This window comes from Xanthomonas melonis (genome assembly GCF_020783655.1).
GTDB classification, from domain to species: domain Bacteria; phylum Pseudomonadota; class Gammaproteobacteria; order Xanthomonadales; family Xanthomonadaceae; genus Xanthomonas; species Xanthomonas melonis.
Genome location: NZ_JAJGQH010000001.1, coordinates 122,525 through 148,388, shown reverse-complemented (window position 1 = coordinate 148,388; position 25,864 = coordinate 122,525). Strand labels below are relative to the sequence as shown.

Genomic DNA, 25,864 nt, shown 5'->3' with positions numbered 1-25,864 from the left:
TTGCATGTCTGTTGTCACTGCCACCGCCTCCCCGTCCGACCAGTTGCGTGGTCGCGGACTGGTGCTGGCCGCCATCCTGCTTTCGGCGTTCAACCTGCGCACTGCGGTCACCTCGCTGACGCCGCTGCTGGAACGCATCGCCAACGAGTACGCCTTCGGTGCGCCGACCATGGGAGCGCTCGGCATGTTGCCCACTGCCGCGTTCGCATTGACAGGCGTCGCGACGCCTGCGGTGTTGCGCCGCGCCGGCCTGCTACGCACTGCCCTGCTGTCGATGGGGTTGGCCACGCTCGGGCTGGTGCTGCGGCCACTGTTGCCAGGCACTGCCGGGCTGCTGGTCGGCTCGCTGGTGGCGCTGGCTGGGATGGGCATGGGTAACGTGGTTCTACCGCCGCTGGTGAAGCGCTATTTCGGCGACCGCGTGGGCCGGGTCAGCACGTTGTACATCACCGTGCTGCAGATCGGCACCCTGCTTCCGGCCTTGCTGGCAGTGCCGGTGGCCGATGCGCTGGGCTGGCGCAGCTCCATGGTGGTCTGGGTGTTGCCGGCCCTGCTGGCGTTGGCGGCCTGGGCACTGGTACAGCTGGGACACGGGCGATTGCGCGCCACCGGACCGGCCCCCGTCACCCCGACCCCGGAAGCCGAAGGCCGCGTTGCCCGCACTGCCCTGGGCTGGAGCATGGCGGTGACCTTCGGCATGACCTCGCTGGTGACCTATTCGATGTTCACCTGGCTGCCCACGCTGCTGCGCGAAGCCGGCGCTTCGCCCGCATTCGGCGGCACCATGGTGGCGCTGTTCTCCGCACTGGGCATGGTCGGTGCGCTGGTCATGCCGGCACTGGCGGTGCGCATGCGCAACCCGTTCCCGATCGTGCTCGTCTGCGCCGCCTGCCATCTGCTCGCATTCGCCGGGCTGTGGTGGGCACCGCTGGCAGCACCGGTGCTGTGGGTGACCCTGCTCGGGCTGGGACCGAGCACCTTCCCGCTGGCGCTGGTGCTGGTGAACCAGCGCAGCCGCACCGCCGCAGGCTCGGCCGCCCTGTCCGGGTTCTCGCAGGGCATGGGCTATGCGATGAGCTGCCTGGGACCGTTCCTGTTCGGCTGGCTGCATGCGCACCGCGGCGGCTGGACCTACCCGTTCGTGTTCCTGGTGATCTGCATCCTGATCCAGCTGGCGGCCGCCTGGGTGGCCTGCCGCCCGCAAGTGCTGGAAGACAGCTGGGCGCCGCCAGTACGCGGCGCCCGCGCGATCAACGCACCGGCAGAGTGATGTAGCTGGGCTGCTCGGGCGTCACGTAAACGCGCTGGGTGGCCTTTTGATAGTCGCCCGGCTTGGCGAAGAAGATGTTCGGCACGTAGGTCTGCGGGTTGCGGTCGTACAGCGGAAACAGGCTGGACTGCACCTGCACCATCACCCGATGACCGGGCTGGAAGGTGTGGTTGGCGGTGGGCAGGCCGAACTCGAATGCCAGCGGCTGATTGGACGCGAGCGGCTTGGGCGTGCTGAAACTCTCGCGGTAGCGTCCGCGAAAGATCGCCAGCGACACCGGCAGTTCATAGCCGCCCATCTTGGGGCTGGACGCCATCTCATCCGGGTAGACATCGATCAGCTTGACCACCCAGTCGCTGTCGCTGCCGCTGGTGGAGGCCTGCAGATGCACCTGCGGCGCGCCGGCGATCTGCAGCGGCGCGGTCAGCGGCTCGGTGACGAAAGTCAGCACATCCGGTCGCCCGTCCACGAAACGCTGGTCGTGCACCAGCCAGGTGGTCCACATGCTGCGGTCGCCGAAATCCACCGGGCGCGGCACGAACGGCACCGGCTTGGCCGGATCCGACACGTATTCTTCGAAACCCGGCTGCCCGGCGACCGGTGCCTGAAACGACAACTTGCCGCCAGCCTGCAGATACAACGGTTTGCTCGCCGAGGTGCAGCCCTTGTCGCAGCTGCGGGGCCAGGCCTGCAGGCGGTCCCAGCGGTTCGCGCCGGTGTCGTAGATGAACACGGGCGGCGTGGTGGCCTTGGGCGCGCCATCGACCAGGTATTGGTCGAAGAACGGGCGCAGTACATCGTGACGGAATTGCCGCGCGGTGTCGCCATCGAAGTTCAATGCGCCCAGCGAGGTGCCGTCGTAGTTCACCTGGCTATGCCGCCACGGGCCCATCACCAGATAGTTGAGGGTGTTGCTCTTGTCGCGCGGCTCCATCGCCGCATAGCTGTGGATCGCGCCCCACATGTCTTCCTGATCCCACAGCCCCTGCAGCCACATCGTGGGTACCTTGAGCGGCGTGCGCGCCATCACCTTGTCCAGCGCCTGCTCCTGCCAGAACGCATCGTAGGCGGCGTGTTCGGTGAGCTTGTGCCACCACGGCAATTGCTCCAGGCCGGCGGCCTTGGCGAAGTCGCCGGCCGAGCCGGCCTGCAGGAAATTGCTGTAGTCGTCATGCCCCTGGCGCGGGATGCCGGCCCCCTTGCCACGCTTGCTGAGCTGTCCGGTGAAGTAGTCGAAATTGACCTGGCGAAACGCGCCGTAGTTGAACCAGTCGTCGCCCATCCAGCCATCGATCATCGGGCTTTCCGGTGCGGCCACCTTCAACGCCGGATGCGGATCGGTCAGCGCCATCACCACGGTGAATCCTTCGTAGGACGAGCCGATCATGCCGACCTTGCCGTTGGATTCCTTGACGTTCTTCACCAGCCAATCGATGGTGTCCCAGGCATCGGTGGCGTGGTCCACGTCGCTGGAGTTGAGCGGGCCGCGCAGCGGCCGGGTCATCACGTAGTCGCCCTCGGAGCCGTACTTGCCGCGCACGTCCTGAAACACGCGGATGTAGCCGCCTTCCACGAAGACGTCGTCGCCGGGCGGCAGCAGATCCTTCATATGCGGCGAGGCCAGGCGCTCGCTACGGCCACTGGCGTCGTAGGGCGTACGCGTCAGCACCATCGGTGCGTTGCGCGCGCCCTTGGGCAGCACGATCACCGTGTGCAGCTTGACCCCATCGCGCATCGGGATCATCACCTCGCGCTTGATGTAGTCGTTGGCGGCGTCGCTTGCCACGAACGGTTTGCCGGTGATGTCCGGCGTCATCGCCGAGGTCTGGGCGAAGGTGCTGCCGCTAGCGATGGCTGCGACAGCGGTGGCGAGCAGGCAGGTGGCAAGGCGGCGCATGGAATCTCCGGCAGCAACAGTGGGCGGGATGGTCAACCGTGGCAGCGTAGGCACAGACAACCTGCGTGCGGGAGTGTCGAAGGTACCGGGTAGGCCACGCGCGGCGAGCATGCGATGCGGATTGACTGCCCACCGACGCTCGAGCTGTCCTGAAAAGACCGCGCCGTGCTTTGCGTAGCTTGCCTGCAAGTCTTCGATCGACGCGCACACGCCAGCCGCAAGCCAGGCAAACGTCAATTCGTGGGGCCGACAATCGCGTGCTTCCGCGGGGGCGGCAGATGCTTTACAAGGTTCGTTCCTGATTGCAGCGACTGTTCGTATGCGCGACACCTCACACGGCTGCGCCAACCTGCACCGCCGACGCCTGCTCGCCCACGTCGGCGCGGCCGCACTGTTGCCCTTGCTCGGCCGTGCCGGTGGCGTGTACGCCACCACGCCACCGTTGCGCCCTAGCCGTTCGCCGCTGCTGCCCCCTGAGCATGCACTGCGCCTGCCCTATGCCGCGCCTGCCGCCGATGCCCAACTGTTGCGCGATGGACTGCCGATCGGCAATGGCCGGCTCGGTGCGCTCTGCGGCGGAATGCCGGCCTGCGAGACGCTGTTCGTTTCCGAAGGCAGCCTCTGGTCGGGCGGCAGCAACGCAGTGCTGCAGGACGATGGCCAGTTTGCGTATACCAAAGAAGAGTTCGGCAGCTTCACGCTGCTGGCCAAACTCTTCGTGGAACTTGAAGGGCATGCGCAGGCGCAGGTCTCCGATTACCAGCGCGAACTGGACATGAGCAACGGCTGCGTGCGGGTGCGCTATCGCATCGGCGACACCCGTTATACCCGGACGCTGTTCGCAAGCCACCCGGACGCGGCCATCGTGTTGCGCCTGGACTGCGAAGGCACCGGAAGACACCGTGGCCGCATCCGCCTGGTCGATACGCATGCCGGCGCCGTTCGTGCCGATGGCCACGCCGGGTTGCGCTTGGACGGCAAGCTCGATAACGGCCTGCGCTATGCCGCAGCGCTACGCGTGCACGGCGACGATGGCAGGCTCGATACAGGCGACGGCAGCCTGCAGTTTCAGGACTGCAGTGGCCTGACCATCGTCGTGTGCGGCGCCACCGACTACGCCGCCGACGGCGCACGCGGTTGGCGCGATGCCACGCGCGACCCGCTCACGCTGGCGCGCCACCGCGCACAGGCCGCCGCATCAGTGCCCGCCGCGCTGTTGCTGGACACCCATGTCGCCGATCACCGTGCGCTGTTCGACACATTGCAGGTGGAGCTTGGCCATTCCAGCGATGCGCAACGTGGTCTTGATACCTGGCAGCGGATCCAGGCACGCGCCGCCGCGCCTACGCTCCCAGACCCGGAACTGGAGGTGGCCTATCTGCAGTTCGGCCGCTATCTGACCATCGCGGCCTCGCGTGATGGATTGCCGACCAACCTGCAGGGCTTGTGGCTGGAAAACAACGACCCGCCATGGATGAGCGATTACCACAGCGACGTCAATCTGCAGATGAACTACTGGCTGGCAGATCCTGCCGGGCTGGGCCCCTGTGTCGATGCACTGACACGCTATTGCCTGGCGCAACTGCCATCCTGGACACGCATCACCCAGACCCACTTCAACGACCTGCGCAATCGTTTCCGCAATACCTCCGGCAAGATCGCCGGCTGGACCGTGGCCATTTCCACCAATCCGTTCGGCGGCAACGGCTGGTACTGGCACCCGGCCGGCAACGCGTGGTTATGCGACAGCCTGTGGCAGCACTACGAATTCACCCAGGACCGGAACGATCTCACGCGCATCTATCCGCTGCTCAAGGGCGCCTGCGAATTCTGGCAGGCGCGCTTGATCGCAATGGAAGTCACCGATGCCGACGGCCGCACCCGCCAGTGCCTGGTCGACGACCATGACTGGTCGCCCGAGCATGGCCCGGAAAATGCGCGTGGCATCACCTATGCGCAGGAACTGGTGTGGACCCTGTTCGGGCAATACCGCCAGGCCAGCGCCCTGCTCGGCCGCGACGCCGAGTACGCCGCCACCATCGCCACCCTGCAGCAGCGTCTGTATCTGCCGGAGATCAGCCCGCTCAGCGGCCAGTTGCAGGAATGGATGTCACCCACCGATTTGGGTGAAGCGCAGCACCGGCACCTGTCGCCGCTGATGGGCTTGTTCCCCGGCCATCGCCTGCATCCGGATCTGGCGCCGCCCGCGCAGGTGGAGGCGGCGCGCAAACTGTTGGAAGCGCGTGGCATGCACAGCTTCGGCTATGGCGGGCGCTGTGCTGGGCAAGACTCGGCGATGCAGAGCGCGCTTATGCGCTGGTGCTCACCAATCTGAAGCCCTCGATCGGTCACAGCAACGGCACCGCACCCAATCTGTTCGATATCTACGATCTCAGCCAGCACGGCGACCCCACCCTGGGCGGGGTGTTCCAGATCGATGCCAACTTCGGCACCCCGGCGGCAATGCTGGAGATGCTGCTGTACTCGCGCCCTGGCCAGATCACGCTGCTGCCCGCCCTGCCCAAGGCCTGGGCCGCACAAGGCCGCGTCGCAGGCCTGCGCGCACGCGGCGGCTTCGTGGTGGACATGGCATGGCGCGACGGCGTGCCGACGCAGATCAGCGTGCGCAGCGTTGGTGGCACCCGCACCCGCATTGCCTGGAGCGGGCAAGCCCACGACATCACGCTAGCGCGGGGAGAAGTGCGGCGCGTGTTGTGAGCCCCGATGCGGTGTGACGGCAGCGCCTGGGGCGTGGCGCGGCCCCAGTGCGGTATGGCGTCGCACGCAAAACGCGCTGCAGGGCGATAAGGCGCGCCTTGCAAGATTTCCGCACTGCGGCAGTACCGGTATCGGCATGCATTACCTGCTCACGCCGATCCTTCACGATGCAGGCAGACACCGCCGCTGGCTGCTCGCTGGGGTGTTCCAGCCTTGCTAATGCCGCACCTGACCTTCGCCGCGCACCACGAAGCGCTCCACGGTCAGCGCCTCCAGGCCCATCGGCCCGTAGGAATGCAGACGCGTGGTGGAGATGCCGATTTCGGCACCCAGGCCGAGTTCGCCACCGTCGGAGAACCGCGATGAGGCGTTGACCATCACCACCGCTGCGCGTAGCGCCTGCACGAAGCGCTCGGCATTGGCGGCGTCCTGCGTCGCGATCACTTCGGTGTGGTCCGAGCCGTGCACCCGGATATGCGCGATCGCGGCCTCCAGATCCGGCACCACCCGAATGGCCAGGATCAGGTCGAGAAATTCCGCGGCGTAGTCGTCGGCACTGGCAGGCGCGGCCTCCGGCACCAGTGCGCAGGTAGCCGCATCGCCGCGCAGCTCCACCTTGCGTTCGCGCAAGGCCTGCGCGGCCAGTGGCAGAAAGCGCCCGGCGATGTCTGCATGTACCAGCAGGGTCTCCAGCGCATTGCAGGCCGATGGGCGGCTCGCCTTGCCGTCGACCAGCAGGCGCACTGCCAGCTCCAGATCCGCCGACGCATCCACAAACAGATGGCACACGCCCTTGTAGTGCTTGATCACCGGCACGCGCGCATGCTCGGCCACGAAGCGGATCAGGCCTTCGCCACCACGCGGGATCGCCAGGTCGACGATGTCGGTCAGCTGCAGCAGCTCCAGCATGGTTTCGCGGCGCAGGTCCTGCACCAGCGTCAATGCCGCTTCAGGCACATCGGCCGCGCGCAAGGCACGCTGCAAGGCCTGCGCGATCGCGGTGTTGGAATGGATCGCTTCGGAGCCGCCGCGCAGGATCACGCCGTTACCGGCCTTGATGCACAGCGCCGCCGCATCGGCGGTCACGTTGGGGCGCGCCTCGTAGATCATCGCGATCACGCCCAGCGGCACGCGCACCTTCTGCACGCGGATACCGTTGGGGCGGATGTCGTCGCGGGTGACCTGGCCGACCGGATCGGGCAGCTGCGCCACCTCGCGCAGCGCGGCGGCGATGCCTGCAAGGCGCCGGTCGTCCAGTGCCAGCCGATCCAGCATGGCCGTGCCGGTGCCCTTCGCGCGCGCAGCGTCGAGATCGCGCACGTTGGCAGCCAGGATCAGCGCGGCATCGGCTTCCAGCGCGGCCGCCATCGCCTCGAGCAGATCCTGCTTGGCCTGCGCGGACAGTTGCGAAAGCACCTGCGCGGCATCGCGGCACTGCAGGGCTAGGGATTTGATGGTCATTGGGGGGCCGGGATTGGGGAGTCGGGATTGGGGATTGGCAAAAGCGGAAGACACCGCTCCATCACCATAACGGAATCATTGGCGGGGACACGGAGCAATGTTCGAAAAACGCGGCGCGCATGCGTTTGCGAATCCCAAATCCCGACTCCCCAATCCCGGCTACAAAAGCACCAAATCATCGCGGTGCACCACGTTCTCGCCGTAGCTGTATCCCAACACGCCGTCGATCTCGCGCGAGTGGCGGCCTGCGATGCGGCGGATATCCAGGGCCGAGTACTGGCTGACCCCGCGCGCCAGACAGCGTGCTCCGCGGGCATCGCGCAGGTGGATCTCCACCATGTCGCCACGGCGGAAATCGCCCTCGGCACCGGCGACGCCACCCGGCAGCAGCGAGGCGCCCTTGTCGCTGAGCGCGGTGGCCGCTCCGGCGTCGATCAGGATCGCGCCCGGCTCCACCGGGGCGTGACGCAGCCAGTACTTGCGTGCGGCGATACGCGTACGCGCGGCGTGGATGCGGGTGCCGCGCAACCGGCCCTGTGCCAGGCCACGCACCACCTCGCCGCTGCGGCCGTTGAACAGATAGGTTTCGATACCGGCCGCACCGGCCTTGGCGGCGGCTTCCAGCTTGGTGCGCATGCCGCCGGTGCCCACGTTGCTGCCGCTGCCGCCGGCCATCGCCATGACCTCGGGAGTGAGCTCGGTCACCTCGTCGAGCGGACGGGCCAGTGGATTGCTGCGCGGATCTGCGCTGTACAGCCCGTCGATGTCGGTGGCGATGAACAAGGCATCGGCATCCACCAACGCCGCCACGATCGCGGCCAGGTTGTCGTTGTCGCCCAGCTTGAGCTCGTCCACCGACACGGTGTCGTTCTCGTTGATCACCGGCAACGCGCCCAGCCGCAGCAGCTCGCCCAGGGTGGCGCGCGCATTGAGATAGCGGCGGCGGTTGCGCAGGTCGTCATGAGTGAGCAACACCTGTGCCACCGGCCGTTCGAAGAACCGCTGCCAAAGCGCGATCAACTGCGCCTGGCCCAGCGCCGCCAGTGCCTGCCGCGCCGCGATCGGTGCACCGACATCGGGTGCTTTCGGCAAGATGGCACGGCCAGCAGCCACAGCGCCCGACGACACGATCACCAACTCGCGCCCGGCCGCCAGATTGGCCGAGACGAACTGCGCCAGCCCCAGCGCAAAGCGCGGCGACAGGCCCCCGCCATCGGCGGCGAGCAGGCTGCTGCCCACCTTGAGTACAGCGCGTCGCCACGGCGGCAGCGCCTGTTCGACGAACGGGGAGACGGCATCGGCAGCCGGCAGGGTCATGGTCGCGGCCTTTAGCGGATGATCCATTCGTGCACGGTGAGCTCGGAGGCTTGCAGGGTCGCCAATGGATCGGTGGCAACGATGGCCTGCGCCTGCGCCAGGGTGTCCACGTTGCACAGCACATACGCACCGCCGCTGCCGTCGGTGAACCCGCCGGTGAGATACAGCCTGCCCTGCGCGCGCAGTGCATCGAGGAAGTCGCGATGCGGTTGGATGGCGGCATCGTCGAAGCTGGGCAGGCGCATGGCCAGGACCAGATAGAGCGCGGTCATTGCCCGGCGTCCTCAGCGTCAGCAGCGATCCACGCGCTCATCGGAGCGCCTGCCAGCGGGCACGCAATGCATCCAGCTGCAGGTCCGCCGCCGCACCGGGCGACACGCGCGCTGCCAGGCTGCCTTCCGGCGTGCGCCCCTGCCCTGCCGTATCGGAGGCTTCCGCCGCGGCCTTGTAGGCCTCGCGAAACGGCACGCCGGCCACCGCCGCTTCCACCGCCACATCGGTGGCATACATGCCCGAATCGATCGCTGCGCGCAGCTTGTCCGGGCGCCATTCCAGATTCGCCAACAAGGCGGGCAGCAGTTCCAGCGCTGCCAGGCCGCGGCCGAAGCCGTGCACGATGGCGCCCTTGCTGCTCTGCAGATCGCGGTGGTAGCCGGACGGCAGCGACAGCAGTTGTTCGATCTCCGTGCGCGCTGCCGCCACGCTGGCATGGGTGGCGCGCATCAATTCGATGACATCGGGGTTGCGCTTGTTCGGCATGATCGAACTGCCGGTGGTGTATTGCGCCGGCAACGCCACGAAGGCGAATTCGCCGCTGGTGAACAGCGACAGGTCCCAGGCGATGCGGCGCAGATCCAATGTGGCGCTGCCCAGCGCTTCGAGCGCGGCCAGTTCGTACTTGCCGCGCGAAAGCTGCGCATAGATCGGAGAGACCTGCAGGCGTGCAAAGCCCAGTTCGGCGGTGGTATGCGCGCGGTCCAGCGGCAGATTCACGCCATAGCCGGCCGCGGTACCGAGCGGATTGCTGTCCACCAGTGCCAGGGTGGCGGTCGCACGCACGGCGTTGTCGATGAAGGCTTCCGCCCAGCCGGCCCACCACATGCCCGCCGAGGACACCACCGCCCGTTGGATATGCGTGTAGCCGGGCACCGGCAATGCGGCCTCGGCCTGGGCGCGGTCCAGCGCCACCTTGGCGATCTCGCCGCTCAGCTCGGCCACGCGCTGCAACTTGTCCTTCAACCACAACCGCGTGGCCACCAGGATCTGGTCGTTGCGGCTGCGACCGGTATGGATCTTGCGGCCGGCATCGCCCAGCCGCTCGGTCAGGCGCGCCTCGATGGCCGAATGGCAATCTTCGTACTGCTCGTCCAGCACGAATGCACCGCTGCGGAAGTCGTCGGCCAACAGCGCCAGCTCGCGCTCCAGGCCGGCCAGCTCGTCGGCATCGAGGATGCCGATGTGTTGCAGTCCCTGTGCATGCGCCGTGCTGGCGGCAATGTCATGCAGGAAGAATTCGCGGTCCAGGATCACGTCGTCGCCAGCCAGAAAGGCCTGGATCTTGGCGTCCACCGCCACACCGGGTTTTTGCCACAACAGATTGGTCATTGGGGGTCCTTTTTGCGGGACCCGGGACCCGGGACCGGGAACCCGGAAAGGCAGGAGCATTCGCCCTTGCTTCTCCGGGTCCCGGATCCCGGATCCCGGGTCCCGGGTATCACAACGGAATTGCCATCAATTCGTCCCAGCCAAACGCCAGGTTGAGGTTCTGCATCGCCTGCGTCGCCGCGCCCTTGAGCAGGTTGTCCAGCGTCGCCACCACTACCACCCGCTTGTTGCCGGGCGCCAGGGTGATGCCGCCGATCTGCACGCCGTGCCGGCCGGCGATGCGGCTGACCCACGGCGCTTCGTCCACCAGCTCGATCAGCGGCTCATCGGCATAGCGCTGCGCATAGCGTGTCTGCAGCTGCTCGCGCGTCAGCGGCTGCTGCAGCCAGGCATTGACGGTCATGGTGATGCCACGAAAATGCGGCGCCACGTGCGGCATGAATTCGACCGGTACGCCGAGCTGCGTGGACACCTCGCGCTCGTGCATATGGTCGGTCAATGCGTAGGGCATCAGGTTGTCGGCGAGCAGCGCGGGATTGTTCTTGTCCGACGGCGTGGTGCCGGCGCCGGAGTAGCCCGACACACCAAAGCACTGCGGCGGGCCGGCCAACTGATCCAGCAGCGGCGCAATCACCAGTTGCATCGCGGTGGCGTAGCAGCCAGGGTTGCTGATGCGCTTGTGTCCCGCGTAACGGCCGCGGGTGAGCTCGGGCAAGCCGTAATACCAGGCAGGATCGAAGCGGTAGTCGGCGGACAGGTCGATCACCAGTGTCTGCGGCCTGGCGGCATCGATCGCGGTCACGAACGGCGCGGCCTTGCCATTTGGTAACGCCAGAACCACGACATCGGCGGCCTTGGCCGCCACCGCCTCGGCATCCAGGTTCTCGTAGCGCAATTCGCCGCGATAGGCGGCGTTGTGATCGGCCACCGCCTGCCCGGCCAGTTCGCGCGAGGACACGAAGATCAATTGCAGATGCGGGTGCGCCGCTACCAGCTTGATCAGTTCCGAACCGGTATGCCCGCGGGCACCGACAATGCCGATGGTCGTTGTTTGAGCAGTCATGCGTTTGCTTCCAGGCGGAACTGCAGGTGGCGTTTGACCCCGGCCCATTCCGTATCGATGATGGAGAACACCACGGTGTCGCGCGGCGTGCCGTCGGCGTGGCGGGTGTGATTGCGCAGCACGCCGTCCTGCTTGGCACCGAGCCGCGCGATTGCCGCGCGCGAGGTGTGATTGAACCAACTGGTCTCGAATACCACGCTCAAACACGCCAGTGTGTCGAAGGCGTGTTGCAGCAGCATCAGCTTGGTCTCGGTGTTGACGCCGCTGCGCTGCACGCGCGGTGCGTACCAGGTGTAGCCGATCGACAACCGCGGTACCGCCGCATCCAGTGCGTAATAGCGCGTGCAGCCGACGATGTCGCCGGCCACATCGCGCACCACCAGCGGCAATGCCGTGCCTTCGGCGTGCGCTTCCAACGCGGCGGCGATATAGGTATCCACCTGCGCCGGGGTCGGCACGCCGGTGTACCACAGCCGCGAGAGCGCGCCATCGCCCAGCGCAGCGCGTATGCCATCGGCATGTGCAGCCTGCAGAGGCTCCAGCGTCGCATGCCTGCCGCGCAGGGTCGGCAGTTGACTCCAGGACGGTGGCAGCGCGGCCTGTGTCACCGGCTCAGCCCAGCAAGGTCGGCTGGCGCGTCGCGCAATGCGCCACGCAGTGCTGGATCTGCGCGAAACTCTCCAGCCCGTACCAGAACGTCTTCCACTTCTCCTGCTTGATGCAGCCGTCGGATTCGGCGTAGTAGAAGATGTTGACCTGATTGTTGTGCCGCGAGCGCCAGAACAACTGCGGGGTCTCTTCGCGCATCACGTTCCACACTGCCCGCCCGAGGCCTTCGCCCTGCGCATCGTCGAGCACGGCGAACTTGTCCAGATAGGTCAGGCGGCCTTCGCCGAGCTGGCCTTCGTCGGTGAGGATGACCGCGGCACGGTAATTTTCGCTGACATAGGCGCGCAACAGCGTGGTGTTGGAAAAATAGTCGGGCACCAGGGTGCGGCCGAAGCTGGATTCGATCAGCGATCTGAGCCGCGGCAGATCCAGTTCGTCCCAGGACGTGGCGCGCAGCACGCGCTCGCCACGCCGTACCAGGGTGCCGGAGCCCTTGTGGGTGAACAGTTCCTTGGCCAGATCCGCCGGCCGGGTGATCGACACCGACGATTCCAGCGGCAGCCGGTCGAGCAAGTCCTTGATCTGCTCGATCTTCACCCGCATGCCGCCATTGATCCACGGCTGCTGCATCAAATGGTCGTACTCGGTGGACAGGTTGATCGAATCGATCAGCTTGCCATCGGCATCCAGCAGGCCGCCGGTGCCGGTGAGGAAGATGATCTTGTACGGCTGAAGCTCCTGCACCAGCTCGTTGGCGGCAAAGTCCGCGTTGACGTTGAGGATCTGCCCGCTGGGCGTTTCGCCCAGGCTGGTGATCACCGGGATCGAGCCTGCCTGCAGGCTGGCTTCGATCGGCGCCAGGTTGACCGCCTTGACCTCACCGACCAGGCCGTAGGTCTCGCGGTCCAGATACTGCGCCTCGAACACGCCGCCGGTGATCGAGGTGGCGCGCGCGCCGTTCTGCTGCAACGCTTCGACCAGCTTGAGGTTGGAGGCCTGGAATACCTTGCGTACGATCGCCAGCGCTTCCGGCGAAGTCACCCGCAAGCCGTTGACGGTGTGCTTCTCGATGCCGGCCGCCGATAACTCGGCGTCCAGCTGCGGGCCGGCACCGTGCAGCACGATCGGGGTCAGCCCCACTTCCTGCAGAAACGACAGCGACGAGGTCAGCGCCTCCAGATCGTCGCGCAACACCGCGCCGCCCACCTTGACCACCGCAAAGCGTTTGGCGTCGAGTTGCGAAAACCGCTTGAGGTACTGGCTGATTTCCTTCGCGCTGGCCATGCTCGAAAGCAGGCGCACGATGGTCTGGCGGGTCTGTTTGTGGGGCTGTGCTGGGAGGGACATTGCGGTGATCGTGGGGAGGAATGGCCGCGCCTGGACGCGGGAGACAGGCTCAGTGCGAGCCGTTGATGATGCGATGCACCGATTCGGCGTAACGCTGCAACTGCTCCAGCGTCACGAATTCGTCGGCGGTATGCGCTTGGGCGATATCGCCCGGCCCATAGACCAGCGCGGTGTAGCCGCCGGCCGAAAACAGCGAGGCCTCGGTCCAGAAATCCACGGCATTGCCGATCGGCAGGTTCAGCGCGTCGGCCACATCGCGTGCAGCCAGGCGGCGCTCTTCGGCACGCGCAATGTCGCCCGACGGCAGGCTCGGCCCACGAAAGGTTTCCTCGAAATGCGCTGCGGCAGGATCGGCGAAGCCGGCGAAGCTCGCCAGCAGGCCATCCACATCCATCGACGGCAGCGGCCGGAAACCGAAGCGCAGCTCGGCCTCCGGCGCGATCATGTTGGCCTTGATGCCGCCATCGACACGCCCGATGTTGAAGCGCAGCCCGGTCAGCCCACCGAAGCGTGCATGTGCCAGCGCCTCGACATGGTCCAGCGCCTTGCCGCCCCAGCGCATCGCCTGATGCAGCGCGCTTGCTGAAGGGTCCTGCTTGCCCGACGCATGCCCGGCGCGACCGGCAAAGCGCATCAGCACCGAACTGATGCCGCGATGGGCGAGCACCGCTTCGCTCATGGTCGGCTCGGCGACCAGCACCGCTTCATACGGCAATCCACGCGCCAGAAACGCCGCGATACAGCGCGGATCGTTGGCTTCTTCGTCGGAGGAAAACAGGAACGCCGCGTCGCCGTCGCCGGCATTGGCCGCCGCCACCAGCGCCGCCGCTGCGCCCTTGATGTCGCAGACACCCAGGCCGATCACGCGGTCTTCGGTGCGCCGCATCACGTGTGGGTCGGCGCTCCAGTGCGGCGAATCCGGCACCGTATCCAGATGCACGTTGAACAGGTAGCTGGGCTTGCCGCGCACCGCGTAGAGGCTCACCGCCCCGGCACCGTGGTCGATCACCTCGACCTGGAAACCCGGCAGCTGCGCGCGCAGGTAGTCGAAGATGCCGCCTTCGGCAGCGATCGCACGCGGCGGATTGCGGGTGTCGAAGGACACCAGCGCCTGTAGATGCGTCAGTGTGTTGTCGAGCAGTGTGGTCATTGATCGCGTCTTATTGCGTCGGCAGCGTGTGGGTGGACTTCTTGATTGCGTCAGACAGCGTGTGGTTTGTCGTTCCAACGCGGATCTAGCCCTTCCCCTGCCTGCGGGGGAAGGTGCCCGACAGGGCGGATGGGGGCATGCGGCAGGTCGCCCTCATCCGGCGCTATGCGCCACCTTCTCCCGCGTGCGGGAGAAGGAAGATGCGGGCTGCCTGCGCAGGTCACCTCAGCGATTCACCTGCGCGTACAGCGTGGAGCTCATGCCGAACAGCTTGATGAAGCCTTCGGCCTCTTCCACGCCCCAGTCGGCCGACTGCGCATAGGTCGCACCCTTGGTATTGAGCAGGTGCGGCGAACGCACGGCCACCGCGTCGACGCGGCCGCCCCGGGTTTCCAGCACCACTTCGCCATTGACCTTGGACTGCGAGGACTTCAGGAACGCCTCGATGTCGGTCTTGAGCGGGTCGTGATAGAAGCCCTCGTACACCAGCTCCACCCACTTGCGCGCCACGTCCGGCTTGAAGCGGTTCTGCTGTTTGGTCAGCACGGCATCTTCCAGTGCGCGGTGCGCGGTGAGCAGCGAGATCAGGCCCGGCGCTTCGAACACGATGCGCCCCTTCAGGCCGATCACCGTGTCGCCGGTGTAAACGCCGCGGCCCACGCCATACTGCGCGAACAAGCCGTTGAGCTTGGCCAGGATCTTCGCGCCCGGCAGCGGCTCGCCGTCCAGCGCCACCGCCTCGCCTTCGACGAATTTCAACGTCACCGTCAGCGCCTCGGTCGGCCATGCGTCGCGCGGCGCGCACCAGCCACGCGCACCTTCGCCTGGCGCTTCCCAACGGTCGATCTCGCCGCCGGACATGGTCAGACCCAGCAGGTTCTCGTTGATGGTGTAGGCCTGCTGCTTGGCGCGCACGCCGAAGCCACGCTCTTCCAGATACTTCTGCTCGTAGGCGCGGGTCTGGGTGTGTTCCTTCTGGATTTCGCGGATCGGCGCGACGATCTGGTAGTCGCCCAGCGCCTTCACTGCCAGATCGAACCGCACCTGGTCGTTACCCATGCCGGTGCACCCGTGCGCGATGCTGCGGGTGCCCAGTTCCTCGGCGCGCTTGAGCGCGGCATCGACGATCAGGTAACGGTCCGACACCAGCAGCGGATACTGGCCCTGGTAACCCTCGCCCGCCCACACGAACGGCTTGACGAAGCCTTCCCAGATCGCCGGGCCACCGTCCACGGTGACGTGGCTGGCCGCGCCCAGCTCGGCGGCCCGCTTCTCGATGAAGTCACGCTCTTCGGCATCCACACCGCCGGTGTCGGCGAACACCGTGTGCACCGCATAGCCACGCTCCTGCAGATACGGAATGCAGAAGCTGGTGTCCAGACCACCGGAGAACGCCAGCACGATGTCGGTGGAGCCGGGACCGGGGACCCGGGACCCGGGACCCGGGGAAGCATTGGATTGCGACATTGGAAAAACTCCTGTGTAAATTGATTGGAATAGAAAAATAGAGTGCGAACGCAGCAGCAGTGCTGTTACGGGTCCCCGGTCCCCGGTCCCGGGTCCCGGGTCCCGCCCCTACCCTTGCCCCACCAGCGCCGCCATGATCGCCTTCTGCACATGCAGGCGATTCTCGGCCTCGTCGATGGCGATGCAGTTGGGCGAATCCATCACCGCATCGGTGGCCTTGACGTTGCGGCGCAGCGGCAGGCAGTGCGAGAACACACCGTTGTTGGTCAGCGCCATCTTGGCCTCGTCGACGATGAAGTGCTTGTACTGGTCGCGGATCGGCTTTTCCGGCTCCCAGTTGCCGAAGAACGGCAGCGCCCCCCAACTCTTGGCGTAGACCACGTCGGCGCCGGCATAGGCGCTGTCGATGTCGTGGCTGACCTGCAGCGAACCGCCGCTCTCGGCCACGTTCTGCGCAGCCCAGTCCATATAGCGTTGATCCAGGATGTAGTCCGGCGTCGGGCACAGCAGGGTCACGTCCATGCCCATGCGGGTGGCGATGGTCAGCGCGGAGTTGGCCACCGCGGTGTTGAGCGGCTTGGGGTGATAGGTCCAGGTCAGCACGTATTTCTTGCCGCGCAGGTCCGGCGTGCCGAAGTGCTCCTGCAGCGCCAACGCGTGGGCCAGCTCCTGGCACGGATGGGTGATCGTCTCCATGTTGATCACCGGCACCGGCGAATACTTGGCGAAGCTCCTGAGTACCTGGTCCTCGCGGTCCTTGGACCAGTCCACGAACTTCGGAAACGCGCGCACGCCGATCAGGTCGACGTACCGCCCGAGCACGCGCGCCACCTCAGCGATGTGCTCCTCGGTGTCGCCATCCATCACCGTGCCCAGATTGAACTCGATCGGCCAGGCATCCTTGCCCGGCTGCAGCACCACCGCATGCCCACCCAACTGGAAAGCGCCCAGCTCGAAGCTGGTGCGCGTGCGCATGGACGGGTTGAAGAACACCAACGCGATCGACTTGCCCTTCAGCTCGCTTCCCAGCTTGTTGCGTTTGAACAGCGCGGCCTGGGTCAACAGCGCGTCCAGCTCGGCGCGGCTCCAGTCCTGGGTGTTCAAGAAGTGCTTCAGTGACATCGATCGATCCTTTGCTGCGTGCTTCTGCTGGGTGGTCCGCCAGGGAGCGGCGGGTGCGCGACATGCGCGTTTCTTGCGGTTGAAACTTTTGTGACGCCAAAACGAAAAAACCCAGCCTGGAGGCTGGGTTTTCGAAAACAGGCAGCAAAACGCCCCGGTTACCCAGCGAAAATGTGGGATTCCGGTCGGCGGGCACGCGACGTCATGCCGGAGGCCATCCGGGCGGCGCTGGTGTCGTGCTGAAAGGCGTTCGCTTGCATAGGGCGCGAATCCTCGCACGCATGCGGGCACGGCGCAACTGCCGCGCACCTAGCGCGGCGGGGCGACGATGGCGTCTGGGATGTACGGCGTCACCGAGACCCGGATCCGCAGCCGGTTACCCGGGTCTTCCGGCAGTCGCGAGCGGTACTTGGTGCCCTTGTAGACATAATCCACGTCGAAGGCGATCGGCCGGCGGAATTCGCGCGGCACCTCCACCACCTTGCAATTGCGACGGGTACTGGTCGGCGGCACTGCGGCCGGCGCGGCCAGCTCCGGGCGACGCGAGAACATCTCCTTGACCGAATCCACCATGCGGTTGATACGGCCTTCGGCCTCGGTCGGAGCGGCGACGACCGGTGCGGCTTGCTCGGCCTCGCACTGTTCTTCGATGCGGGTGGCGCGCAAGGTCTGGTAGACCGGCTCCACATTCAACACCTGGGCGTAATCCAGCTTGACGTTTTCGATCACGACGACCCGATTCTTGACCTCGGGATCTGCCGCATGCGCCGGCATCAGCTGCCAGGCCACTACGCACAGCATGGAGAACGGGGAAAATCGCATTCAGTACCAAGAGGGCGAAGCCAGGCAATACGTTAGTGTATGGACCTTGCCGGTCCCCGGGCTGAACGCAACCCATCCGGTGACCGCGCGCAGCGCGCGGTTCGCCGATCGCCGCGACCGGCTAGAATCACGGGGTTACCCATTCCAAGATGCCGATGAGCCTGCGCCTGCACAACAACCTGACGCGGCGGATCGAGCCGTTCGCACCGCTCGACCCCGCCAGCCCCACCCTGTACGTGTGCGGCCCCACCGTCTACAACTACGCGCATATCGGCAACGCCCGCGGCCCGGTAGTGTTCGACGTGCTGGCCGCACTGCTGCGCCGCCGCTACGGCGCGCTGCGCTACGCGCGCAACATCACCGACGTCGACGACAAGATCAACGCTGCCGCCCAGGCGCAGGGCGTGCCGATCTCGACCATCACCGACCGTTTCGCCGCGATCTACCGCCAGGACATGGCCGCGCTGGGCGTGCTGCCGCCGGACATCGAACCGGAAGCCACTGCGCACATCCCGCAGATCGTGGCGATGATCGAGCGGCTGATCGCGGGCGGCCATGCCTATGCCGCCGAAGGCCACGTGCTGTTCGCAGTCGCCAGCTTCCAGGACTACGGCAAGCTGTCGCGGCGGGATCCGGACGAGATGCTGGCCGGCGCCCGCGTGGACGTGGCCCCCTACAAGCGCGACCCCGGCGACTTCGTGCTGTGGAAACCGTCCAGCGACGACCTGCCCGGCTGGGACTCGCCCTGGGGCCGTGGCCGCCCGGGCTGGCACATCGAATGCTCGGCGATGGCCGCCGCGCACCTGGGACCGACCATCGACATCCACGCCGGCGGCGTGGACCTGCAGTTCCCGCATCACGAAAACGAGATCGCGCAGAGCGAATGCGCGCATGGCGGCGCCACCTTCGCGCGGTTCTGGCTGCACAACGGCATGCTCAACTTCAGCGGCGCGAAGATGAGCAAGTCGCTGGGCAACATCGAAACCGTGCACGAGCTGGTCGCCAGGCATCCGCCCGAAGCGCTGCGCTGCGCGCTGTTGAGCGCGCATTATCGGCAACCGCTGGATTGGTCGGACGCGTTGATCGAAGACCAGGTAAAACGGCTCGATGGCTTGTACGGAACGTTGCGCAGCCTGCAGGCGATCGAGGCGGAGCCAACCATCCCCGCGCAGATCGAAGACGCGCTCAATGACGATCTCAACACTCCACTGGCGCTCGCGGTGCTGGCAAGGCTTGCCAAGGATGCGAACCGGGCGCTGCTGGAACTTGCCCCTGCAGGCGGCCCGAGCGACGGGCTGAGCGCGGAGAAGCTCGCGGCATTGCAACGCGCCAAGGCAGAGCTGCTCGGGGCCGGAGTGGCGCTGGGGTTGTTGAAGCAGGACCCGGCCGCCTGGTTCTCGCGCGGCACCGACGCCGGCGACGATGCCCGCATCACCGCGCTGGTAGAGGAGCGCAGCACTGCAAAGAAGGCCAGGGACTTCGCCCGCGCCGATGCCATCCGCACGCAGCTGGCCGACGAAGGCATCGTGCTGGAAGACACCCCGCAAGGCGTGCGCTGGAAGCGCGCTTGACCGATCCTTCTCCCCCCGGGAGAAGGTGGCGCGCAGCGCCGGATGAGGGTACGGGCGAAGCCACGTGCACCATCGACGAGGCTTCGCCCGCACCCTCACCCCAACCTCTCTCCCGGAGGGAGAGGGGCAATGCCCGAGTTCAACACTCTACTCATCCCCTGAAACCGCACTTGCACACCTCCACGTCAAATGCGCATGACCTACCCTTCTCCCACCGGGAGAAGGTGGCGCGTAGCGCCGGATGAGGGTGCGAGCGAAGCCGTGTGCACCTTTGCTTTTGAGAGATGGACGAAGCCATTCGCATCGCATTCCTGCGAGGCTTCGCTCATACCCTCTCCCCAACCCCCGCTCCGCGCCCCGGCCCGCGCTGGCGGCGCGGGCGCTCCAAGGCACGCGCGCCAATGGCGCGCAAACCGCGCCTTCTCGCCCCGGAGGGAGAGGCTTTGACCGAACGCCCCTGGATTTCTGCGAACGATTCTGGAGTTTTGATGACCACCTCCCCCTTCCCGCTCGAACCCACCGCCAACGAGGCGCAGGCCGCCATTGCCGAGGAATTTTCCTTCTTTGGCGACTGGTCCGAGCGCTACCAGTACCTGATCGACCTGGGCCGCAAGCTGCCCGCCTTCCCGGAGCAGTGGAAAACCGAAGAACACCGACTGCATGGCTGCCAGTCGATGGTATGGATCGTGCCCGAGGGCAATGCCGAACGGCTGGACTTCCACGCGGTCAGCGATTCGGCAATCGTTTCCGGGCTGATCTATCTCGCGTTGCGGGTGTATTCCGGGCGTAGCGCGCAGGAAATCCTGGCGACCGAGCCGGACTACATCGCCGGCATCGGCCTGGCCAAGCACCTGTCGCCAACCCGCAGCAACGGCGTGGCTGCGATGCTGGCCTTCATCCGCGACACCGCGCGCGCGCAGCAGTGAGCGCGCCGACGCCGTCCCCGGCCGATTCGCTGCGCACCCTGTTCGCTCACCCTGGCTTCGGCCTGGTCCTGCTGTACCGCGTCTCGGCCATGCTGTCCTACCAGATCGTGGCGGTCACGGTCGGCTGGCACATCTACGAGATCACCCGCAATCCGCTCTCGCTGGGGCTGATCGGCCTGGCGGAAATCCTGCCCTTCTTCTGCATCGCGCCGTTTGCCGGCTATCTGGTCGACCACCTGCCACGGCGACGGCTCGGCATGCTTGCGGTCCTGGGGTTGGTCGTCACCGCGTTGCTGTTGCTGGCGATCGCCCAGGCATGGCTGCCGGTACGGGACGTCTGGCCGATCTACGCGGCCATTGCGTTGACCGGGGCGGCGCGCGCGTTCCTGTCGCCGGTCTACAACGCGCTGTTTGCGCGGGCGCTGCCGCGCGAGGCCTTTGCGCGCGGCGCCAGTATCGGCAGCGTCACCTTGCAGGCCGGCATGGTGATCGGCCCGGCGCTGGGCGGGCTGCTGGTCGGCTGGGGCGGCAAGGGTCTGGCCTACGGCGTGGCCGCGGGCGTGGCGATGCTCGCGATCCTGGCGCTGGCGCTGCTGCGCGTGGACGAGCCGGTCAGCGATGGCGCGCGTGCGCCGATCCTGCGCAGCATCGCCGAAGGCGCGCAGTTCGTGTTGTCCAACCAGATCATGCTGGGTGCGATGGCGCTGGACATGTTCTCGGTGTTGCTGGGTGGCGCGGTCTCCATGCTGCCGGCCTTCATCCACGAGATCCTGCACCATGGGCCGGAGGGCCTGGGCATCCTGCGCGGCGCGCCGGCACTGGGGTCGATCGTGGTCGGGGTGTGGTTGGCGCGGCATCCCTTGCAGCGCAATGCCGGGCGGGTGCTGTTGCTGTCGGTCGCCGGCTTCGGGTTGTGCACCATCGCCTTCGGACTATCGCGCCATTTCTGGCTGTCGGCGGCGATCCTGCTGGCGTACGGCATGTGCGACGGCGTGTCGGTCGTGGTGCGGCAGACCATCCTGCAGCTGGCAACCCCGGACGCGATGCGTGGGCGGGTGTCCTCGATCAACGGCATCTTCATCGGCTCGTCGAACGAGTTGGGAGCGTTCTACGATGGCGTGATGGCACGCCTGGTGGGCCTGGTGCCGGCCGTGGTGATCGGCGGTTGCGTCACCCTGGGCGTGGTGGCCACCACCGCCTGGAAGGCGCCGCGCCTACGCAACCTGGATCTGCGCGAACTGCAGTGATCCGCCCAGCGGTAGACCGGCATGCGCGACCTCGGCAGTGACCACGGCCGATCGCCGCATCCCGCCCGCCCTCCAACCCTGCCCGATTGCGGCGGCCGACTCAGCCGCGCCACGCCTGGCCGCGACACGCATGGCGATTGCCGGCCGGACACCCCATATGAAAAACCCCGCAGACTGGACGGGCGTCCAATCTCCGGGGTTCGGTTCGCTTTGCCGGCTGCGGCCGGCGCGCGCGTGGATCAGTCGCCCTGCTGCTTCTGCAGGTGCTCCCAACGCTCCTGAGCGTCGATGGTGCGCTCGGCGGTCAGACGCGCTTCCAGGCGGTCCAGGCCGATTTCTTCGCCGGTGTCGACACAGTACCCGTAATCGCCGTCTTCCAGGCGCTTGAGGGTGCTGTCGATCTTGGAGATCAGCTTGCGGGCGCGGTCGCGGGCACGCAACTCGAGCGAGTTCTCGGTTTCGCGCGTGGCTCGTTCGGCCTCATCGCCGATATCGCGCACTTCTTCGCGCAGGTTCTCGATGGTCTGCTTGGATTCCTCCACCATCTCGTTACGCCAATGCTGCAGGCGCTGACGGAAGTACTCCTGCTGCAACTTGCTCATGTACTCCTCGTCCGCGGACGGCTTGTAGCCCTGCGGGAGGATCGGGCGACCGGTCGCGTCGTCGGTCTTGTAGTCGACCACCTTGTACTTGGTCTTGGGCGCCGGGCTGGACGGCTTGGAGGTCACGGCCACGGCGACCTTGCCGACCGGACGGGTCGCAGCGGGCTTGGCGGGGGCTTCGGTCTTGCTCGGAGTTTTTGCGGAGGATTTCGAAACGGGCACGGGATTCTTGGCTGACGGGGTCGCAGGCTTGACCGGCTTCGCAGTGGCGGCCTTGGGGGCCGGTGCGGGCGCGGGCTGTTCAGCCTTGACCGGGACTGACTTGGCCGGAGCCGGCTTGGAGGCCGGCTTCGGTACGGGCTTGGAGGCCACCGGCTTGGCGGCCGGTTTGGCGGCAGCCGGAGCTGCCTTGTTCGCCGCCGGCTTGGCAGCGATCTTCTTGGCGGCCGGACTCACCGGCTTGGCCGCTACGGGTTTGGCCGCTGCGGGCTTGGCAGATGGCACCGGTTTGGCGGCGACCTTCTTCGCCGGTGCCTTTGCAGGCGCCTTCTTGGCAGGAACCTTCTTGGCAACCGGCTGCTTGCTGACCGCGGCCACCTTCTTGGCGGCCGGCTTCGCAGCGGCGGGTGCCGCTGCCTTTTTCGCAACGGGTTTGGCGGACTTCTTGGCGGCCTGGACGGCCTTTTTTGCAGGTTTTTTAGCAGCCACGAAACGCTCTTCCTTGGTTCCCCCGGGGCCCGGGAAAGCGGACCTTTATAACGTACGCTGCGGACCCCCGGCAACCACCTATTAATGCAACTGGCATATGATTGGCAAGTGATCTCCCGCCTGCTCATTGCGCTGTTGCGCTGCTACAAGCTGTTCATCAGCCCCCTGCTCGGGCCGCGCTGCCGCTTTGCGCCCAGTTGCTCGGAGTACGCAATGATTGCCATCGGTCGCTTCGGCCCGCTACGCGGTTGCTGGCTGGCCGCACGCAGGCTGGGCCGCTGCCACCCGTTCCACCCGGGCGGCTTCGACCCGGTGCCCGACGCGCCCTCCACTGCCGCCCCGCCTCCCTCTTCTTCCTGCCGCTGCAAAGGACCCCATCCATGAGCCGAACCGTCATCGTCAATGCCCGCCTGGTCAACGAGGGCAAGGAGTTCGACGCCGACCTGCTGATCGAGGCCGGACGCATCGCCAAGATCGACAGCAAGATCGTCCCTGCCCCTGGCGATACCGTTGTGGATGCCGCCGGACGCTGGGTGCTGCCAGGCATGATCGACGACCAGGTGCATTTCCGCGAACCTGGCCTGACCCACAAGGGCGACATCGCCACCGAATCCGGTGCAGCGGTGGCCGGCGGCCTGACCAGCTTCATGGACATGCCCAACACCAATCCACCGACGCTGGACGCCGCCGCGCTGCAGGCCAAGTACGACGCCGCTGCCGGGCGCGCCTGGGCCAACTACGGCTTCTACATGGGCGCCAGCAACGACAACCTGGCCCACATCCAGGCGCTGGACCCCAAGACTGCCCCAGGCATCAAGGTGTTCATGGGCGCCTCCACCGGCAACATGCTGGTCGACAACCCCGAGACGCTGGACGCGATCTTCCGCGACGCGCCCACTCCGATCATCACCCATTGCGAAGACACCCCGACCATCGACGCGACGATGGAGCGGTACCGGCAACAATATGGCGAGGCGCTGAGCGCGGAGATGCACCCTGACATCCGCTCGCGCGAAGCCTGCCTGAAATCCTCGCAGCTGGCGGTGTCGCTGGCACGCAGGCACAACACCCGCCTGCACGTGCTGCACATCTCCACCGCCGACGAATTATCGCTGTTCGAAGCCGGTCCGCTGGTCGATGCGGACGGCAAGCTCCGCAAGCGCATCACCGCCGAAACCTGCATCCACTTCCTGCGTTTCGATCGCAGCGATTACGCGCGCCTGGGCAACCTGATCAAGTGCAACCCGGCGATCAAGGATGCCCAGGACCGCCTGGCCCTGATCGAGGCGCTGGCCGAAGACGTCATCGATGTCCTGGCCACCGACCACGCCCCGCACACCTGGGAAGAGAAGCAAAAGCCCTACGCCCAGGCGCCGTCGGGCCTGCCGCTGGTGCAGTACGCGCTGGTGGCGGCACTGGAGCTGGTGCACGAAGGCAAGCTGCCGATCACCCGCATCGTGCAGAAGTTCGCGCATGCGCCGGCGCAACTGTTCGATGTGGAACAACGCGGCTTCCTGCGCGAGGGCTACTTCGCCGACCTGGTGATGATCGACAACACCCCGTTCACGGTGAAGCGCGAACAGGTGCTGTCCAAGTGCGGCTGGTCTCCGTTCGAAGGCACCACGTTCCGTTCGCGCATTGCCGCGACCTGGGTCAATGGCCAGCAGGTATGGGATGGCGAGCAGTTGGTGGGCAGCGCTGCCGGCCAGCGCCTGACCTTCGACCGCTGATGCGCGCAGCCCTGATCAGCGCATGGCTGGCGATCGTGCCGGCCATCTTCGGCGCGGCTCCCGCACACACCCAGACTGCCGACACTGCTGGCGTGGTGTTTCCTGCCAGCGCGTCGCAGGGCGCGATGGTGATCGGCAAGGTGCCGGCCGGCAGCAAGGTGCACTATGCCGGCCGCAACCTGCGGGTGAGCGGCTATGGCAGCGTGGTGTTCGGCATCGGCCGCGACGCGACCGGCCCGTTGCAGGTGCAGATCACCCTGCCCGATGGCACGCAGCGCACGGCCAGCGTGATGGTGACGCCACGCGACTGGCCCACCGAGCGCATCGACGGCGTGCCGCCCAAGACCGTCAACCCGCCGCCGGCCATTGCCGAGCGCATCAAGCGTGAGCAGGCGCAGGTGACCGCTGCGCGCGACCGCGACGATGCGCGCCCGGATTTCGCGCAGCCCTTCATCTGGCCGGTGCAGGGCCGCATCAGCGGCCGCTTCGGTAATGCACGCGTGTACAACGGGCAACCGGGCGCCGGCCATTCCGGCATGGACATCGCCGTGCCAACCGGCACCCCCGTCAAGGCGCCCGCCGCCGGCGTGGTCACCTTCGCAGCGTCGGACCTGTACCTGACCGGTGGCACGCTATTGCTGGACCATGGCTTCGGCATCAGCTCGAATTTCCTGCATCTATCGCGTATCGACGTCAGGGTGGGCGACCGGGTAGAGCAGGGTCAGGTCATCGCTGCGGTGGGTGCGACCGGGCGTGCGACCGGACCGCATCTGCATTGGGGGATGAATTGGTTCGATACACGAATAGACCCGTTGCTGGTACTCGAACGCGGTAAATAGGTCGCCAGCACCACTCGTGATCTCACCCGTTCCGGCGCGCGGCGGCGCGGTAACACCTCTGCAGCATGGGGCATGCCGCGGCGCGGTTCGACGTACGTATCGATCCGTTGCTGGTACTCGAACGCGGTAGATAGTCGCCGGCTTCACGCTCTCCGGCGCGCGCCCTTCCCCCGCGTGCGGGGGAAGGTGCCCGAAGGGCGGATGGGGGCGCCCCTCCGACGGTTGACCCATGCGCTCTTGCGAGACTACAGCCTCAGCGGCGGCGCAAGACCTGGAGCAGCCCTGCAACAGAGCCCCGTGAAGCGGACCCGCGCATGACGGATGGCGGATGAGCCCAGCGATACGCAGTTCGGTCGCCGCATCGTGTTGCAGCCACGCCAACGCACACCTACC

General features: G+C 66.6%; 20 protein-coding genes and 1 pseudogene. 8 read left to right on the top strand and 13 right to left on the bottom strand.

What is annotated here, in order from left to right; all coding sequences use genetic code 11:
- Positions 1–43 precede the first annotated feature (43 nt).
- Positions 44–1,270 carry a CynX/NimT family MFS transporter gene (locus tag LL964_RS00600; protein WP_167395307.1) on the top strand — a complete coding sequence of 409 codons (1,227 nt, stop codon included), beginning with the start codon at positions 44–46 and terminating at the stop codon, positions 1,268–1,270.
- Here LL964_RS00600 and LL964_RS00595 read toward each other — a convergent pair.
- The gene (locus LL964_RS00595; RefSeq protein ID WP_104586968.1) at positions 1,251–3,167 is read right to left on the bottom strand and encodes a CocE/NonD family hydrolase; all 1,917 of its coding nucleotides are present in this window, start codon (positions 3,165–3,167) and stop codon (positions 1,251–1,253) included. The genes LL964_RS00600 and LL964_RS00595 overlap by 20 nt on opposite strands.
- A 319-nt stretch (positions 3,168–3,486) precedes the next feature.
- Between LL964_RS00595 and LL964_RS00590 the strand changes: the two are divergent.
- Positions 3,487–5,885 (top strand): annotated as a pseudogene (locus LL964_RS00590) (glycosyl hydrolase family 95 catalytic domain-containing protein).
- A gap of 216 nt (positions 5,886–6,101) precedes the next feature.
- Here the strand turns inward: LL964_RS00590 and LL964_RS00585 are convergent.
- The 11 genes from LL964_RS00585 to LL964_RS00535 form a co-directional block, all read right to left on the bottom strand.
- Complete coding sequence (locus tag LL964_RS00585) at positions 6,102–7,346, bottom strand: glutamate-5-semialdehyde dehydrogenase (protein ID WP_104586967.1); 1,245 nt, start codon at positions 7,344–7,346, stop codon at positions 6,102–6,104.
- A gap of 159 nt (positions 7,347–7,505) precedes the next feature.
- Positions 7,506–8,663 (bottom strand): glutamate 5-kinase, encoded by a 1,158-nt coding sequence (gene proB, locus LL964_RS00580; protein WP_104586966.1) that lies wholly within the window; start codon positions 8,661–8,663, stop codon positions 7,506–7,508.
- A gap of 11 nt (positions 8,664–8,674) precedes the next feature.
- Positions 8,675–8,935, bottom strand: a complete 261-nt coding sequence (locus tag LL964_RS00575) for a YciI family protein (RefSeq protein WP_104586965.1) — start codon at positions 8,933–8,935, stop codon at positions 8,675–8,677.
- Between the two features lie 37 nt (positions 8,936–8,972).
- Positions 8,973–10,268, bottom strand: a complete 1,296-nt coding sequence (locus LL964_RS00570; RefSeq protein ID WP_104586964.1) for an argininosuccinate lyase — start codon at positions 10,266–10,268, stop codon at positions 8,973–8,975.
- A 109-nt stretch (positions 10,269–10,377) separates the two neighbouring features.
- Positions 10,378–11,331, bottom strand: a complete 954-nt coding sequence (gene argC / locus LL964_RS00565) for an N-acetyl-gamma-glutamyl-phosphate reductase (protein ID WP_104586963.1) — start codon at positions 11,329–11,331, stop codon at positions 10,378–10,380.
- The gene (locus tag LL964_RS00560; protein ID WP_104586962.1) at positions 11,328–11,939 is read right to left on the bottom strand and encodes a GNAT family N-acetyltransferase; all 612 of its coding nucleotides are present in this window, start codon (positions 11,937–11,939) and stop codon (positions 11,328–11,330) included. The genes argC and LL964_RS00560 overlap by 4 nt, the downstream gene beginning before the upstream one ends.
- Before the next feature lie 4 nt (positions 11,940–11,943).
- Complete coding sequence (locus LL964_RS00555) at positions 11,944–13,287, bottom strand: acetylglutamate kinase (RefSeq protein WP_104586961.1); 1,344 nt, start codon at positions 13,285–13,287, stop codon at positions 11,944–11,946.
- Positions 13,288–13,336: 49 nt separating this feature from the next.
- On the bottom strand, positions 13,337–14,437 hold the full coding sequence (locus LL964_RS00550; RefSeq protein ID WP_104586960.1) for an acetylornithine deacetylase: 1,101 nt from the start codon (positions 14,435–14,437) through the stop codon (positions 13,337–13,339).
- 225 nt (positions 14,438–14,662) lie between these two features.
- Complete coding sequence (locus LL964_RS00545) at positions 14,663–15,904, bottom strand: argininosuccinate synthase (RefSeq protein WP_104586959.1); 1,242 nt, start codon at positions 15,902–15,904, stop codon at positions 14,663–14,665.
- A 108-nt stretch (positions 15,905–16,012) separates the two neighbouring features.
- Entirely contained in the window at positions 16,013–17,026 is a 1,014-nt protein-coding gene (locus tag LL964_RS00540) for an N-acetylornithine carbamoyltransferase (protein ID WP_104586958.1), read from the bottom strand.
- Positions 17,027–17,335: 309 nt separating this feature from the next.
- The gene (locus LL964_RS00535; RefSeq protein ID WP_104586957.1) at positions 17,336–17,848 is read right to left on the bottom strand and encodes a hypothetical protein; all 513 of its coding nucleotides are present in this window, start codon (positions 17,846–17,848) and stop codon (positions 17,336–17,338) included.
- 155 nt (positions 17,849–18,003) lie between these two features.
- On the opposite strand from LL964_RS00535, the gene cysS reads away from it, so the two are divergent.
- The 3 genes from cysS (at position 18,004) to LL964_RS00520 (ending at position 21,592) form a co-directional block, all read left to right on the top strand.
- Positions 18,004–19,419 (top strand): cysteine--tRNA ligase, encoded by a 1,416-nt coding sequence (cysS, locus tag LL964_RS00530; protein WP_167395284.1) that lies wholly within the window; start codon positions 18,004–18,006, stop codon positions 19,417–19,419.
- A gap of 488 nt (positions 19,420–19,907) precedes the next feature.
- Positions 19,908–20,345: a SufE family protein gene (locus LL964_RS00525; RefSeq protein ID WP_104586954.1), complete on the top strand. Its 438-nt coding sequence runs from the start codon at positions 19,908–19,910 to the stop codon at positions 20,343–20,345.
- A complete protein-coding gene (locus LL964_RS00520) occupies positions 20,342–21,592 on the top strand; it encodes an MFS transporter (protein WP_104586953.1) in 1,251 nt (416 codons plus the stop codon). Before LL964_RS00525 ends, LL964_RS00520 begins: the two co-directional genes overlap by 4 nt.
- A gap of 239 nt (positions 21,593–21,831) precedes the next feature.
- On the opposite strand, the gene dksA is transcribed toward LL964_RS00520, so the two are convergent.
- Entirely contained in the window at positions 21,832–22,902 is a 1,071-nt protein-coding gene (gene dksA, locus LL964_RS20090) for an RNA polymerase-binding protein DksA (RefSeq protein WP_104586952.1), read from the bottom strand.
- A gap of 84 nt (positions 22,903–22,986) precedes the next feature.
- Here dksA and yidD point away from each other — a divergent pair, with 84 nt between their 5' ends.
- Genes yidD through LL964_RS00500 form a run of 3 tightly spaced genes read left to right on the top strand, consistent with a single transcriptional unit; the run spans position 22,987 to position 25,471 of the window.
- Positions 22,987–23,286 carry a membrane protein insertion efficiency factor YidD gene (yidD, locus tag LL964_RS00510; protein ID WP_167395283.1) on the top strand — a complete coding sequence of 100 codons (300 nt, stop codon included), beginning with the start codon at positions 22,987–22,989 and terminating at the stop codon, positions 23,284–23,286.
- On the top strand, positions 23,283–24,632 hold the full coding sequence (locus LL964_RS00505) for a dihydroorotase (protein ID WP_104586951.1): 1,350 nt from the start codon (positions 23,283–23,285) through the stop codon (positions 24,630–24,632). The genes yidD and LL964_RS00505 overlap by 4 nt, the downstream gene beginning before the upstream one ends.
- A complete protein-coding gene (locus tag LL964_RS00500) occupies positions 24,632–25,471 on the top strand; it encodes a M23 family metallopeptidase (RefSeq protein ID WP_167395282.1) in 840 nt (279 codons plus the stop codon). The genes LL964_RS00505 and LL964_RS00500 overlap by 1 nt, the downstream gene beginning before the upstream one ends.
- The last annotated feature ends 393 nt before the right edge of the window (positions 25,472–25,864 follow it).

Bases quoted from the DNA above. Each gene is read 5' to 3' on its own strand.
- argC (WP_104586963.1), bottom strand. From the start codon at position 11,331: ATGACTGCTCAAACAACGACCATCGGCATTGTCGGTGCCCGCGGGCAT.
- LL964_RS00500 (WP_167395282.1), top strand. From the start codon at position 24,632: ATGCGCGCAGCCCTGATCAGCGCATGGCTGGCGATCGTGCCGGCCATC.
- cysS (WP_167395284.1), top strand. From the start codon at position 18,004: ATGAGCCTGCGCCTGCACAACAACCTGACGCGGCGGATCGAGCCGTTC.
- LL964_RS00545 (WP_104586959.1), bottom strand. From the start codon at position 15,904: ATGTCGCAATCCAATGCTTCCCCGGGTCCCGGGTCCCGGGTCCCCGGT.
- LL964_RS00525 (WP_104586954.1), top strand. From the start codon at position 19,908: ATGACCACCTCCCCCTTCCCGCTCGAACCCACCGCCAACGAGGCGCAG.
- LL964_RS00505 (WP_104586951.1), top strand. From the start codon at position 23,283: ATGAGCCGAACCGTCATCGTCAATGCCCGCCTGGTCAACGAGGGCAAG.
- LL964_RS00575 (WP_104586965.1), bottom strand. From the start codon at position 8,935: ATGACCGCGCTCTATCTGGTCCTGGCCATGCGCCTGCCCAGCTTCGAC.
- LL964_RS00535 (WP_104586957.1), bottom strand. From the start codon at position 17,848: ATGCGATTTTCCCCGTTCTCCATGCTGTGCGTAGTGGCCTGGCAGCTG.
- yidD (WP_167395283.1), top strand. From the start codon at position 22,987: ATGCAACTGGCATATGATTGGCAAGTGATCTCCCGCCTGCTCATTGCG.
- LL964_RS00540 (WP_104586958.1), bottom strand. From the start codon at position 17,026: ATGTCACTGAAGCACTTCTTGAACACCCAGGACTGGAGCCGCGCCGAG.
- proB (WP_104586966.1), bottom strand. From the start codon at position 8,663: ATGACCCTGCCGGCTGCCGATGCCGTCTCCCCGTTCGTCGAACAGGCG.
- LL964_RS00570 (WP_104586964.1), bottom strand. From the start codon at position 10,268: ATGACCAATCTGTTGTGGCAAAAACCCGGTGTGGCGGTGGACGCCAAG.
- LL964_RS00595 (WP_104586968.1), bottom strand. From the start codon at position 3,167: ATGCGCCGCCTTGCCACCTGCCTGCTCGCCACCGCTGTCGCAGCCATC.
- LL964_RS00555 (WP_104586961.1), bottom strand. From the start codon at position 13,287: ATGTCCCTCCCAGCACAGCCCCACAAACAGACCCGCCAGACCATCGTG.
- LL964_RS00585 (WP_104586967.1), bottom strand. From the start codon at position 7,346: ATGACCATCAAATCCCTAGCCCTGCAGTGCCGCGATGCCGCGCAGGTG.
- LL964_RS00550 (WP_104586960.1), bottom strand. From the start codon at position 14,437: ATGACCACACTGCTCGACAACACACTGACGCATCTACAGGCGCTGGTG.